Genomic DNA, 13,663 nt, shown 5'->3' on the forward strand with positions numbered 1-13,663 from the left:
GCCGGTCCAGGTGGCCAGGAGGGCCTGGAGTTCGCGGAGGACCGCGTAGAGGGTCAGGCCGGCGCAGGGGCTTTTGGGTCGAGCCTGAGCATGGTGCAGAAGGCCTGGGCGAGGGACGCGAGGGTGACGTGGCGGTGCCAGCCGAGGTAGTTGCGGCCCTCGAAGTGGTCCAGGCCCAGACCGTCCTTGAGCTCGCGGTAGTCGTGCTCAACTCGCCATCGGATCTTGGCGATTCGTACCAGTTCGCGCAGTGGGGTGTCGGCGGGAAGCGTCGAGAGCCAGTAGTCGGTTGGCTCGGCGGAGTCGGGTGGCCACTCGACGAGCAGCCAGCAGTCGGGCAGGGAGCCGTCGGCGGCGCGGCGGATGGTGCGGTTGGCCGGTCGGACCCGCAGGGCCAGGAACTGCGAGCGCATCTCGGCGTTCGGGTTGCGTCTGGTGGCCTTGCTGCCCTGGCGCCAGGTGACGGTGCGGGTGGCCGCTCGGCCGACGGCCAGGGCCAGGGCGCGCAGGGTGGTGTGCGGTTGGGGGTAGGCGGACACGGGAGGGCGGCCCTGCCCGGAGTACGGCGGGCGTTGGGGTGTGGCATTGCCGGGGTGCGCGGTCGTGGTGGCTTTGACCGCGACCGCGTAGGTCAGGCCGCGCTCGGTCAGGCCCTCGCGAAAGCCGGTGGCGTCGCCGTATCCGGCGTCGGCGGCGACCGGAAGGTCGGGCAACTCCCAGTTGTCGCGCACCTCGTCGAGCATGTCCAGCGCCAGGCGCCACTTCTCCCGGTGCCGCTCGGTGTCCGGGATTCCCGCCTTGGCGCGGCGGCGCCGGATCGCCTCGGCCATCAGCGCGTCCTCGCCGTACTTGGTGTCGTCCCAGCTCTCGGGCAGGAACAGGCGCCAGTCGACAGCCGATGACGCACGGTCACTGACCAGGTTCACACTGACGCCGACCTGGCAGTTGCCGCGCTTACCCAGGGCGCCGCAGTACATCCGCGCCACCCCCGGTGAGTCGTAGCCGTCCTTGGGGAAGCCGACATCATCGATCGCGTACGCCTCGGGAGAAATGTGCGCGGCAGCCCAACGGGCCAGCCGCTCACGGACCTTGGAGTAGTCCCAGGTGGACGATGAGACGAACTGCTGCAGCTGCTGGTGGTCCACGCCCAGGCGCTCGGCCATCGGCTGCATGGACTTGCGCTTGCCGTCCAGCATCAGCCCGCGCAGATACAGCTCGCCCTTGGCCCGCTGGTCCCGACGCGCCAGCGAACCGAGCATCTCCGCCGCGAACGCCTCCAGGCGCGGGCGGACCGTCTCCATCTCCTCAGGTGTCACACCTGACAGAACATCACAATCTACCTGACGATGATCAATCGGGGTACCTAACAAAGCCCTACTAGTGCTGCTCCGCAGAAGTTCGTGGAGGGGTCAGGCCGCCGGGCTGTCGAGGTAGAGGCCGCAGGCGCAGTCCAGGCATTCCTCGGGGCTGCCGACGGGGAGGCCGCTGGGTAGCACGTTGTCCTGGTAGCCGCCTCGGCTGGCGAGGTAGAGAGCGAAGCCCCAGGAGTGCAGGACGCCCGCGAAGCGCAGGCGGCACAGCGGCAGCTGTTCGCCGTCCTTCAACTCGCCGTCCACATAGGCGAATCCGGCTCGAAAGCGGACTCGGACCCGGGCGAGCTGCGGCCAGCGCTCGCTGGCGCGGGCGTTCAGCCGCTGGCGCAGGTGGTGCTGCATGGACTCGGGTGGGTTCTTCGGCACAGCCCCATCCTGCCGCCCCGACCGGCGCCTGCGCCATGATCACTGCTCATGGCGGAGGGCTCGGGGCGGTGTGCGGCGGCGGCCGTGGTGGTGGACGAGGAGGTGCGCGGCGTGCTGGAGCGGATCGTGTCCTCGACGAAAGCGCAGGTGCGGCAGGTGCTTCGGGCCAGGATCGTGCTGGCGGCAGCCGACGGAGTGGGCAACGCGGCGATCGCACGTCGGCTGGCGGTGAGCGTGCACACGGTCCGCAAGTGGCGCGGGCGGTTCGCCGGGCTGGGTTTGGCGGGACTCAAGGACGCCGCTCGCTCGGGCCGACCGCGCCGCTACGACGACCTGGTGCGCGTCGCGGTGGTCGCCGCGGCCACCAGCGCCCCGCCCGTCCCCGCCGCGACCTGGACCCACGTGTCCATCGCCGCTCAGGTCGCGGGCACGGTGTTCGCACCGATCTCCGCCTCCCAGGTCGGCCGGATCCTGGCCGACCTGGACCTCAAGCCGCACAAGGTGCGCGGCTGGCTCACACGCCGCGACACCCCCGACTTCTGGGAGCGGGTCAAGGACATTTGCGAGCTGTACCGCAACCCGCCGACCGGGGCGATCGTGCTGTCCATCGACGAGAAGACCGCGATCCAAGCCCGCGAGCGCCGCTACCCCTCACAGCACGTCCGACCAGGCCGAGCGGCCCGGCACGAGTTCGAGTACCGACGCCACGGCACCGCCTCGATCGTCGCCGCGCTGGAGGTCACCACCGGACAGACCCTGATCGAGACCATAGAACGCAACAACGCCGCAACCTTCACCGCCTTCCTGGACCGCCTCGACCGGCTCCTGCCACGCGACAAGGAAATCCACGTGGTTCTCGACAACGGCTCCTCCCACACCGCGAAGCACACCAAAGAGTGGCTCGCGGCCCACCAACGCTGGCACATCCACTGGACCCCACCCCACGCCTCCTGGCTCAACCAGGTCGTGCGACACGAAAGCCGCTTGAGAAGAGCGGACTCACCGAAGGAGGATCGACTGATGTCGAAGGTGTAGCTCCCGAGCCAGTGCACAGGGCTCGTTCCCGCCTCAGCGTGCGTCGTGAGTAATCGCGGGGTGCGAAGCCTGGGGAAATGCCCAAGGATCCTCGTTCCATCCGGGGGTTACAGGCTGGGAAATGCCGGACGGGTGAATGCGAATGAACCCTTGATGATGCCTCGTCATGAGCACTCTCGCCGATGGGTCGTTTCAGCGAGAGATAGGGACTGGCCGCTGGAAATCGGCAGGCGCCGACTGGGGAAATCTGGCCAGTCGGGAGTGCACCGCCGTCCCCGGGGTGCAGAGGGCCCCCTCACCGGCAGCATCTCTCTCATGCGGAACGTGACAACCCCGATGGAGTCCAGGCAATGCAATTCTGACCTGGTAAGCCAACCGCAAGGAAGGCCCAACTCTCCAGCGGGCGCAGGAAGACCCAGCAAGCGAATGCCGGTCGCCGAAAGGCAACAGGAAACCGGGAACCATGCGCTGACACCTCCGTCGGTGGTCCCCGCATAACTGGCCGGATAGGGGCCGATGTCCCGGCCTGAAAGGGCGCTGACGTGGGTCTGGTGAGCCCGTGAAGAAACGATGACCAAAGACACCTGAACCGAAGGGCAAGTTGGACGCCGTGACGACACACGTGGCTGGGGCGGCGCAAGCCGCTGCGACCGCAGCCGGCATGGCGAACGGACCGGAGGACGAGATCACCGACTGGCCGTCGATCGACTGGCGGACCGTCGAGGACGACGTACGGCGTCTGCGGCAACGCATCTTCACGGCATCGCAGGCAGGAGACCTGGCCAAGGTCAGGAATCTGCAGAAGTTGATGCTCCGCTCCCGCGCCAACACACTCGCGAGTGTGCGGCGGGTCACGGAAGTCAACGCTGGCCGCAAGACGGCGGGCATCGACGGGAAAGTCGTCCTGCTGCCCCAGGGAAAGGCCGAGTTGGCCGACTGGGTCCAGCATGGCGCGGCCCCGTGGAAGCCCAAGCCCGTCAAGCGGGTGTATATAGCCAAGGCGAATGGGAAGCAGCGCCCACTTGGAATTCCTGTGATCGCCGACAGATGCCTTCAAGCTCTGACGCTGAATGCACTGGAGCCCGAGTGGGAGGCACGGCTGGAACCGAAGGTCTACGGTTTCCGTCCAGGCCGTGGCTGTCATGACGCGATCGTTGCCATCCACACGACGGCGAGCGGCAAGAACGCCAAACGCTTGTGGGTGCTCGACGCGGACTTGAAAGCGGCATTCGACCGAATCGACCACGATCACCTGCTCGCGTCATTGGGCTCCTTTCCCGGGAGGGGAATGATCGCCGGATGGCTGAAGGCGGGTGTGGTCGAGAAAGGTTGGTTCACCCCCACGGTGGAGGGAACTCCCCAGGGCGGGGTGATCAGTCCCGCGTTGTTGAACATCGCCTTGCACGGCATGGGAAAGGCTGCTGGAGTCCGCTACCAGAATCTCGGCAGTGATGCCACGATTCTGGCGCGCGATTCTCCGGTTCTGGTCGTCTACGCCGACGACCTTCTCGCCCTGTGTCATTCTCGGGAACAGGCCGAGCAGGTCAAGGCGCGGCTGACTGTGTGGCTCGCGCCCCGGGGCCTGGCCTTCAACGAGGACAAGACGCGCATTGTCCACCTCGATGAGGGCTGCGACTTCCTGGGGTTCAACATCCGACGCTACCGCAGCAAGCTGCTGACCAAACCGAGCAACGCGGCCTTGCGGCGGATCCGGGAACGGCTTGCCGCCGAGGTGCTGGCCCTGCGAGGGGCCAACGCCGACGCGGTGATCGCCAAGCTCAACCCGATCATCAAGGGCTGGGCTGCCTACTACCGGATCGGGGTGTCCAAGCGGGCGTTCAACTCGCTGGACGCCTACGTGTGGAGACTGGTCTACAAGTGGGCCAAGTTCTCCCACCCGAACAAGCCGATGCGCTGGGTGACTGCCCGGTACTTCGCCATGTTCAACCCGTTCAGGCAGGACACATGGGTATTCGGGGACCGCACCAGCGGTTTCTACCTCTACAAGTTCGCCTGGACGCCGATCGTCCGGCACCGGATGGTGCCAGGGAGGGCGTCAACCGACGATCCCGCCCTGGCCGACTTCTGGGCCAAGCGGTGCCGCCGCGGCAAACTCCCGCTGGGCAAGGGCACCTTGCATCTGTTGCAGATGCAAGACGGCCGATGTCCGCTCTGCGGAGGGCTGCTGCTGCACGCCGACCACGAGCCGCAAACTCCCGACCAGTGGGAGCAGTGGCTCAAGGTCACCCGCATCGCGATCCGCAAACACGCGGTCACCGCCGAAGCGGGCAACGGCAAGCCGGACAAACCCGCCGCCTCACGCCTGATACACACCCACTGCCGGCGTCGGCTGGCCACTGGCCCCGGCCGGTGACCAGCACTTCTGTTCGCCCGCGAGCCCAAGGGGCTTGCTTGAGCCGGTTGCCTGGAAAGCGGGCACGGCCGGTTCTGAGGGGGGACCGCTGCAGCAATGCAGCGGTCCTACCCGACGAACTCGTCTTCTCCGCGCTGACCCGCGCCGTCCTACGACACGGCGACTTCACCAGCCGAAACGACCTGATCGAGAAGATGGACACCTGGACGATCCAGCGGAACGACCACGCTCGTCCCTTCCGCTGGACCTACGACGGCACCCCACTCAAGGAAGCGGCCTGACCCCTCCACGAACTTCTGCGGAGCAGCACTAGTACTCCAGTTGCACTTCGCTATCGCCGCTGGTCAGAGGCTGGTTTCTGAGCATACTCAGCTGACACGAGCTCACCGACCCCAGCGTCTACAACGTCGCCCACCGCATCGACCTGCACGGCGACCTGGACTGCGGGATCCTGGCCCGGGCCCTGGAGGATCTGGTGGGGCGCCACCACTCGCTGCGCAGCCGGGCCATACGGCGCGACGGCGGACAGTACGTCGTCGAGGTCCTGGCCGAGGTGCCCGTGAACCTGCCGGTCACCGACCTGGACACACAGGCCGAGGACGACGCGGCCGTCGAACGGTGGTGCCGGGAACAGGCATCCCGCCCGTTCACGATGGACCGCGCACCGATGTTCCGCTTCCGCCTGGCACGCCTCGGCGCGGACCGCTGGGTGCTGGTGACCGTGTTCCACCATGCGGTCTGCGACGGCTGGTCCATGGGGGTCATCTGGCGCGACCTGCAGGAGCTGTACAACGCGCGGCGGTCCGGAAACAACGCCCAACTTCCCCCGTCCACCATACAGTTCACGGACTTTGCGCGAGCGGAGCACGACCTGGACGGCGAGCGCAGGGCGGAACTCGAACGGTTCTGGCACACCGAACTGGACGGCGTACCCCTGCGTCCGGCCCTGCCCTACGACCAGCCGCGACCCGAGACGCTGTCCGGCCGGGGCGCCCTTCACACTTGGGTCATCGACGGCGACACAGCCCGCCGTATCACGGACACCGCGACCCGCCTGAGCGCGACCCCGTACTCCGTGCTGGCCGCGACGTTCGCCATCTGGCTGGCCGGACTTTGCGGCGAACCCGGCGACATAGTGCTGGCCGCCTCCAGCGCGAACCGCACGCAGCGTGAACGCGCCGACGTGGTCGGGCTGTTGGGCGACGCCGTCCTGCTGCGCGCCCGGATCGGCGAGGCGAAGACCTTCACCAGCCTGGTGAAACGGCTGGGCGCGACGCTCTTCACCGCGCTGGACCACCAGGACCTGCCGCTGACAGACGTCGTCGAGCTGGTCTCCCCCGGGACCGGAGACGCGCTGTTCCCCACGGTGCTGTTCACCGTGGTCACCACACCGCCGCCCGCCCTCGGCCTGACATCTGTGTCCGCCTCGGTACGCAGCCTGCCCATAGCAGGAGTGGCGCGCAACGAGCTCTACGTCGTCCTGGTGCCCGCGGACGACACCATCACCGTCACCTTCGAATACTCCGCGGACCTGTTCACCCAGGCGGCCGTCGAAAAGTGGGGGCGATCCTTCACCGAGCTCCTGAGAGCAGCGACAGAGAACCCCGAGCGTCCGCTGAAGAGCCTGCGTGGCGCCGACCCGGAGGCCATCCAGTAGCAATGAATCATCATATTCACCTACAAGACGACCTGTGAGTGGGCATTTAGGTATGGCTTGCGGTGTTGCGTCGTTCTTGCGGCGTGATCTCTTTGGAGTGATTCACGCCCTACGTGCAGTTTCACGGCCTTCCAGGCTCCAGCCTCGGCGCCTATTTACTCCGCATCTCGCACCCAGATTCCGTCTGGTCTATGGACGTCATGGAAACGCCCAGCCGGTCAAGTACCGCTGTCAGCGGTGCTGTTCGTGTAAGAGCCCTTTCGTGAGCCAGCGCAAGCCGTACCCCAGCGACCTGTCCGACGCCCGATGGGCGTTGATCGAACCGACCTTATCCGCCTGGAGGAAAGCCTGACTCGACCGCAGACCCACCGGCCAGCCGGCCCAGGTCGAACTGCGCGATGTCTTCAACGCAATCCTGTACGTCAACCGCACGGGAATCCCCTGGAAATACCTCCCGCATGACTTCCCGAACCACGGCACCGTCTACGCCTACTACGCCGCCTGGCGCGACGAAGGAATCCTCGCCCAGCTCAACTACGACCTCACCGGCCTGGCCCGCGTCAAGGAAGGCCGCAAACCCGAACCGACCGCCTCCGTGATCGACACCCAGAGCGTCAAGACCTCCACCAACGTACCCCTGACCAGCCAGGGAACCGATGCCGCAAAGAAGATCGTCGGTAGGAAGCGGGGCATCATCACCGACACACTCGGCCTACTCCTCGCCGTAACCGTCACCGCCGCAAGCCTGTCGGAAAACGCCGTAGGAATACAACTCCTCGACCAGGCCAAGAAGACCTACCCCACCATCTCAAAGGCGTGGGTCGACACCGGCTTCAAAAACGCCGTCATCGAGCACGGAGCCAACCTCGGAATCGACGTCGAAGTCGTCAACAGAAACCCCGAAATCCGCGGCTTTCATGTCGTCAAAAGACGCTGGGTCGTGGAGCGGAGTATCGGATGGATCATGATGCACCGCCGCCTCACCCGCGACTACGAGACCCTGCCCGCCAGCTCCGAAGCCATGATCCACATCGCCTCGATCGACAACCTCACCAAGCGCATAACGGACGAGACCACACCAACCTGGCGAGGAACTTACTAGGAAATAAACGGCAATTCGTCTACATCAAACGCCCTCTGAGTGGGCATTTAGGTATGGCTTGCGGTGTTGCGTCGTTCTTGCGGCGTGATCTCTTTGGAGTGATTCACGCCCTACGTGCAGTTTCACGGCCTTCCAGGCTCCAGCCTCGGCGCCTATTTACTCCGCATCTCGCACCCAGATTCCGTCTGGTCTATGGACGTCATGGAAACGCCCAGCCGGTCAAGTACCGCTGTCAGCGGTGCTGTTCGTGTAAGAGCCCTTTCGTGAGCCAGCGCAAGCCGTACCCCAGCGACCTGTCCGACGCCCGATGGGCGTTGATCGAACCGACCTTATCCGCCTGGAGGAAAGCCCGACTCGACCGCAGACCCACCGGCCAGCCGGCCCAGGTCGAACTGCGCGATGTCTTCAACGCAATCCTGTACGTCAACCGCACGGGAATCCCCTGGAAATACCTCCCGCATGACTTCCCGAACCACGGCACCGTCTACGCCTACTACGCCGCCTGGCGCGACGAAGGAATCCTCGCCCAGCTCAACTACGACCTCACCGGCCTGGCCCGCGTCAAGGAAGGCCGCAAACCCGAACCGACCGCCTCCGTGATCGACACCCAGAGCGTCAAGACCTCCACCAACGTACCCCTGACCAGCCAGGGAACCGACGCCGCAAAGAAGATCGTCGGTAGGAAGCGGGGCATCATCACCGACACACTCGGCCTACTCCTCGCCGTAACCGTCACCGCCGCAAGCCTGTCGGAAAACGCCGTAGGAATACAACTCCTCGACCAGGCCAAGAAGACCTACCCCACCATCTCAAAGGCGTGGGTCGACACCGGCTTCAAAAACGCCGTCATCGAGCACGGAGCCAACCTCGGAATCGACGTCGAAGTCGTCAACAGAAACCCCGAAATCCGCGGCTTTCATGTCGTCAAAAGACGCTGGGTCGTGGAGCGGAGTATCGGATGGATCATGATGCACCGCCGCCTCACCCGCGACTACGAGACCCTGCCCGCCAGCTCCGAAGCCATGATCCACATCGCCTCGATCGACAACCTCACCAAGCGCATAACGGACGAGACTACACCAACCTGGCGAGGAACTTACTAGGAAATAAACGGCAATTCGTCTACATCAAACGCCCTCTGAGAGGACGTTCGCGCTGCTGACGTGCAGGTTTGGTTGTTTTGTCGAATGTTCGAGATCGACCAATTGGCGTTCCTCGCACTGAATGTGCAGGGGCAGCTCCCGCTGCCGGTCGGGCGTGCTGTCACGTTCTGCACCAACAGATCCTGTCCGGTTCGAATATGAGCAGATCGCCCCCGTCAGTCACCCGGACGAGCGATATACGGGCTCCAACTCCCGGCCGTATCAGTGCTGTCATGACGACTCAGCCACCTCGCAAGTCCTACCCGAGTGATCTCTCCGACGCCCGCTGGGCCCTGATGGAACCGACGCTCACCGCGTGGCGGGCCGACCGGCAGAAGACCTCGCTCAACCTCGGCGACAGGGTCGCCGACCTGCGTGAAGTCCTGAACGCGATCCTCTACGTGAACCGCACCGGCATCCCCTGGCGCTACCTCCCGCACGACTTCCCACCCCACACCACCGTCTTCTCGCATTTCAGCGCCTGGACCGCCGACGGCACGATCGAGAAACTGGGCATCCGCCTGCGCCGGCTGGTCCGCGAGCAGGAGGGACGCAAGGCTGAGCCGGCCGCCTGCGTCATCGACGCCCAGAGCGTCAAGACCGCCCCGAGCGTGCCCACCAGCACCCAGGGCACCGACGCCGGCAAGAAAATCGTCGGCCGCAAGCGCAGCATCGTCGTCGACACCCTCGGCCTGTTACTGCTGGTCATGGTGACCGCGGCTACTGAACTTGATCGGGTGATGTCGGGTTGTTCGCCGGACATCACCCAGGGCTTCGGTAGTCCTGGGGCGGTGAGATATCCGCAGGGTGGCGGTTTGACCGACGCTGAGAGAGCAGCACGAGAGCGGGTCCGGCGCCAGGCTGTGACTCGCTTCGAGGCCGGCGAGAAGAACCGGGAGATCGCTGCCGCATTGCGGGTCTCGGAGCGGTCGGTGGAACGCTGGCGGCGTCAGTGGCGGGAGAACGGCCACGCCGGGGTGGCTTCCAAGGGGTCACCTGGTCGGCCCAGACCGTCTGAGGCGCAGATGGCCAGGCTGGAGCGGGAGTTGGAGCGTGGCCCGCTGGCACACGGGTGGACCGACCAGCGGTGGACCCTGGCTCGGGTGAAGACGGTTATCGGCCGGTTGTTCCACGTCTCGTACACAGTGGAGGGCACGTGGCGGCTACTGCGTCGGTACGGCTGGTCGTGGCAGCAGCCTGCACGGCGAGCGATCGAACGTGACGACGACGCGGTGGAGCTGTGGAAGCGGGAGGTGTGGCCGCGGGTAAGAGCACCGCGGCGGCGAATGGAGCCTGGGTGGTCTTCGAGGACGAGGCCGGCCAGTCGGTGACGCCGCCGCGTGCCAGGACCTGGGGACGCAGGGGCAGCACCCCGGTCGTCCGCGTGCGCGGACGGGGCTCGGGCCGGGTGTCGATGGCAGGAATGACCTGCTACAAGTCCGGTGAGCGGTCCCGTCTGATCTACGCGATCCGCGAATACCGGGGCCGCAAGGACGACCCGAAGGGCTTCGGCTGGAAGAACTACCGCGACCTGATCATCCGCGCCCGTACACAACTCGGCGGCCCGATCGTGCTCGTGTGGGACAACCTCCGCATGCACCTGGTCGCACCACTTCGGGAGTTCTTCGAGGCCAACACCGACTGGCTCACCGTATTCCAGCTGCCAACATACGCCCCTGACCTCAACCCTCAGGAGGGCATCTGGTCGCTGGTGAAACGCGAAATCGGCAATCTGGCCGCCGCCAACCTCGCCGAGATCACCCGCGCAGTGAAACGCAAGCTCAAGATGCTGCAGTACCGCCCGGAGGCGATCGACGGTTGCCTGGCGGGGACCGGCCTTTCGCTCAGCAAGTGATCTGCATCGGGGTTGTGGTCACGTACGCTGCATGGATGCCGCCGCCTCGCTGACGCGCTGCACCTGGTCAGCGGTCAAGCGTCGCAGGTCCCAGATCAACTCGGCCATGTCGACCGCCGCTGGTTCCGGACTCTGGGGCTCCTCGGACAGCGTGGTGCCGGTCAGAGCGGCCAGAGCACCTCCTGGGATCTCGGCAGGTTCCGGCGGTAATGCTGCTGTCCGCAGTATCGACCTTGCGGCAGCGAAGGTCACGTGCGCACAGCGACAGCCGTCGGTGTCGCGAGCCCGGGACCCTCTCACCGCCCCGCCGCCTCCCGGGCGATGTCCTCGAAGCGGGCGCCCATCGCCTCGGCGAGGGCGTTGGCGGCCGACAGCGGGCGGACCATGACCATCAGGTCGTCGATCCTCCCGTCCTCGTCGACGTGCAGGAAGTCGCAGCCCTGGATCTGCTTTCCGGAGACCGTGGCGGTGAAGACGAGGGCGTGGTCGCGGCCGTCGGGGTGGGTGAACTCCCGTACATAGGTGAAGTCCTCGAAGACCTCGGACACGGCGCGCAGGATCGCGGCGGTGATCGCCTTGCCGGTGTACGGCTTGAAGACGACGGGGCTGGTGAAGACGACGTCGTCGGCCAGCAGCGCCTCCACGGCGTCGACGTCCTTGCTTTCGACCGCCTTGCGGAAGGAGTGCATGTGATCGCCTCTCTCGTGGACTAATGCAACTTGTTGCATAACGGAGCGTAGGGGAGCCTTGGCATCTTCGGAAGGGGTCGGTGCGCCGTGCGCCGCCGGTTGAAGCGGTCCCGGGTCATCCCCGATGCACACGGTCCACCAGGATGTCGATCACCAGGGGAGTGCGCGGGCCGAAGCTGAGGAGGACGCCGTCCTCGAGGGTGACGATGCGGCGGTTCATGCCGGCCGGGGTCTCGCGGATGCCGGGGACGTCGAGCAGGCCGTCGATGCCACCGACCGATTCCAGCCCCTTGCTCATCATCAGGATCACCTCGGGCTGGGCCTTGACCAGGGCCTCGCTGGTCAACGGAGTGAACGGCTTGTCCAGGCCGGACGCGACGCCCGCATCCACCGCGCCCGCGGCCTCGATCAGCGAGTCGGCCCCCGAACCCTTCCCGCCCATGAGGTAGACGGCCGCGCTGCCGCGCATGTAGAGGAAGGCCACCGTCGGGCGGCTGCCCTCGGGGACGGCCGCCCTGGCCGCCGCGAGGTCCTTGCCGATACGGGAGTTGAGGGCCTCGCCCGCCTCGGGGACGCCGAGGGCCTCGGCGATCCGGGTCGTCCGGGCGGAGACGTCGGCCAGTTCGGTGGCCGGATCGAGCACGACGACGGGGATGCCGGCGTCGCGGATCTGGTCGATCGCCTCCTGCGGGCCCGTGTCGGTGTCGGCGAGGACGACGGTGGGGCGCAGGGAGAGCACGCTCTCCGCGCTCACGTCGTGCGCCTTGGTGACCAGGGGCAGGTCCTTCGCCTCCTCGAACGTGGCCGTGATGTCGCGCCCCACCACGCGGTCGCCGAGCCCGAGGGTGAAGACGATCTCCGCCACACCGCCGTTGAGCGGCAGGATCCGGGAGGCGTCCCTGACGGTGACCTTCCGCCCGTCGGAGGAGTCGACCGTGACGGGCAACTCCGGTGTGGGCGGCTCCCCTTCGAGCGGTACGAGGGAGTTCCCCGCGGGCTGCTTCTGCGCCGCCGCGGCCCGCTCGCTCGCGGAGGCCGGTGACGAGTCCGTCCCCGCGGAACCCGAGCCGCCTCCGCAGGCCGCCGTCGCCAGCGCGACAACCAGAGCGAGGGCGGCGGCGGCCCACCGTCGCGGGGGGCGGTGGGGTCTTCCAGGTGCGCGCATGGTTCGGCCCTTTCCTCTCGGCTGGCACACAGATGATCAGCAACTTAGGTTAGCCTCTCCTAAATTATCGTGGGGTGGGGTTTCCATGGCATGGTCAAGTGGCCCGCACGGCAGGCGAGTTGGGTGGCTGCCGGTGGCCGCCGCCTCGGTGGCGCTGGCGCTGACGACGTCCCCAGCGGTCGCCGCGGGGGCGTCGGCGACGGGCCCCGAGGGGCAGAAACTCACCGTCTCCAAGGTCTCCGGCCTCGATCCGGCGGGCGAGACGGTGACCGTGTCCGGCTCCGGCTACAACACCGAGAAGGGCATCTACGTCGCCTTCTGCGTGGACAACGGCCCCGGCAAGACGCCCACGCCGTGCGTGGGCGGGGTGGACATGTCCGGCGAGTCCGGGGCGTCCGCGTGGGTCTCCTCCAACCCGCCCTCGTACGGGGAGGGGCTGGCCAAGCCGTATGAGGGCAGTGGGCACAAGGGCTCGTTCAGCGTGCAGATCAAGGCGCGCGCCAAGGACGCCAACACCGACTGCACCAAGTCCGGCGTCACCTGCGCCGTCATCACCCGCAACGGCCACACGCGGGGCGGCGACCAGAGTCAGACGGTACGGATTCCGGTCACGTTCGGCGGCAGCGGGGGCACGTCGACCGGGGGCTCCGCGTCGGCCACGCCGAGCGCGACGGCCGCCACGTCCGGCACCGGGGGCTCGGCTGCCTCCGACTCCGGGGAGAAGGCATCGGACGGCCCGCTGGCAAGCACCGGTGCGGACCTCGCGGTGCCGCTCGGGCTGGCCGCCGCCGGGCTGGTCGCGGCCGGTACCGGCACCTGGTTCTGGGCACGCCGGCGGCGCGCCGGGCACGCGGGCTGACGTCAACCTCGTGGGCGACGGCCGACTTCGGCGGCGTACATCCGTC

At 66.8% G+C, this 13,663-nt stretch carries 10 protein-coding genes and 3 pseudogenes; 9 read left to right on the forward strand and 4 right to left on the reverse strand.

All coding sequences use genetic code 11. The features are described from left to right. Nucleotides 1–53: 53 nt before the first annotated feature. Together ACKTSN_RS43715 and ACKTSN_RS43720 are read right to left on the reverse strand one after the other, a co-directional pair. Nucleotides 54–1,316 (reverse strand): IS701 family transposase, encoded by a 1,263-nt coding sequence (locus ACKTSN_RS43715; protein WP_409467247.1) that lies wholly within the window; start codon nt 1,314–1,316, stop codon nt 54–56. Nucleotides 1,317–1,409: 93 nt separating this feature from the next. Then, nucleotides 1,410–1,739, reverse strand: coding sequence for a hypothetical protein (locus ACKTSN_RS43720; protein WP_409470352.1), 330 nt, complete (start codon nt 1,737–1,739; stop codon nt 1,410–1,412). A gap of 48 nt (nt 1,740–1,787) precedes the next feature. Here ACKTSN_RS43720 and ACKTSN_RS43725 point away from each other — a divergent pair, with 48 nt between their 5' ends. The 8 genes and pseudogenes from ACKTSN_RS43725 to ACKTSN_RS47590 all read left to right on the forward strand — a co-directional run bounded on the left by ACKTSN_RS43725 (nt 1,788) and on the right by ACKTSN_RS47590 (nt 10,904). Further along, complete coding sequence (locus tag ACKTSN_RS43725; protein ID WP_409474130.1) at nt 1,788–2,774, forward strand: IS630 family transposase; 987 nt, start codon at nt 1,788–1,790, stop codon at nt 2,772–2,774. Between the two features lie 661 nt (nt 2,775–3,435). Next, complete coding sequence (ltrA, locus tag ACKTSN_RS43730) at nt 3,436–5,148, forward strand: group II intron reverse transcriptase/maturase (RefSeq protein ID WP_409467920.1); 1,713 nt, start codon at nt 3,436–3,438, stop codon at nt 5,146–5,148. Between the two features lie 38 nt (nt 5,149–5,186). Then, nucleotides 5,187–5,429, forward strand: coding sequence for a hypothetical protein (locus tag ACKTSN_RS43735; protein ID WP_409470354.1), 243 nt, complete (start codon nt 5,187–5,189; stop codon nt 5,427–5,429). A 119-nt stretch (nt 5,430–5,548) separates the two neighbouring features. Next, nucleotides 5,549–6,805 (forward strand): annotated as a pseudogene (locus tag ACKTSN_RS43740) (condensation domain-containing protein); the annotation flags it as partial. A gap of 262 nt (nt 6,806–7,067) precedes the next feature. After that, nucleotides 7,068–7,907: pseudogene (locus ACKTSN_RS43745) on the forward strand (IS5 family transposase). A 263-nt stretch (nt 7,908–8,170) separates the two neighbouring features. Beyond that, complete coding sequence (locus tag ACKTSN_RS43750) at nt 8,171–9,010, forward strand: IS5 family transposase (protein ID WP_409467188.1); 840 nt, start codon at nt 8,171–8,173, stop codon at nt 9,008–9,010. Nucleotides 9,011–9,282: 272 nt separating this feature from the next. Beyond that, nucleotides 9,283–9,783, forward strand: a pseudogene (locus ACKTSN_RS43755) (IS5 family transposase); the annotation flags it as partial. A 57-nt stretch (nt 9,784–9,840) separates the two neighbouring features. After that, nucleotides 9,841–10,904 (forward strand): IS630 family transposase gene (locus ACKTSN_RS47590; RefSeq protein ID WP_431197165.1). Its coding sequence is split into 2 segments (ribosomal slippage): nt 9,841–10,288 and nt 10,288–10,904, totalling 1,065 coding nucleotides; the frame shifts between segments, so codons are not numbered across the junction. 296 nt (nt 10,905–11,200) lie between these two features. On the opposite strand, the gene ACKTSN_RS43770 is transcribed toward ACKTSN_RS47590, so the two are convergent. Beyond that, nucleotides 11,201–11,593: a nuclear transport factor 2 family protein gene (locus tag ACKTSN_RS43770; RefSeq protein ID WP_409474132.1), complete on the reverse strand. Its 393-nt coding sequence runs from the start codon at nt 11,591–11,593 to the stop codon at nt 11,201–11,203. 115 nt (nt 11,594–11,708) lie between these two features. After that, complete coding sequence (locus ACKTSN_RS43775; protein ID WP_409474133.1) at nt 11,709–12,758, reverse strand: heme/hemin ABC transporter substrate-binding protein; 1,050 nt, start codon at nt 12,756–12,758, stop codon at nt 11,709–11,711. An 85-nt stretch (nt 12,759–12,843) separates the two neighbouring features. Between ACKTSN_RS43775 and ACKTSN_RS43780 the strand changes: the two genes are divergently transcribed. Continuing rightward, on the forward strand, nt 12,844–13,617 hold the full coding sequence (locus ACKTSN_RS43780) for a hypothetical protein (protein WP_409474134.1): 774 nt from the start codon (nt 12,844–12,846) through the stop codon (nt 13,615–13,617). The last annotated feature ends 46 nt before the right edge of the window (nt 13,618–13,663 follow it).

Origin of the sequence: Streptomyces flavusporus (assembly GCF_046267975.1) — a bacterium.
GTDB classification, from domain to species: domain Bacteria; phylum Actinomycetota; class Actinomycetes; order Streptomycetales; family Streptomycetaceae; genus Streptomyces; species Streptomyces flavusporus.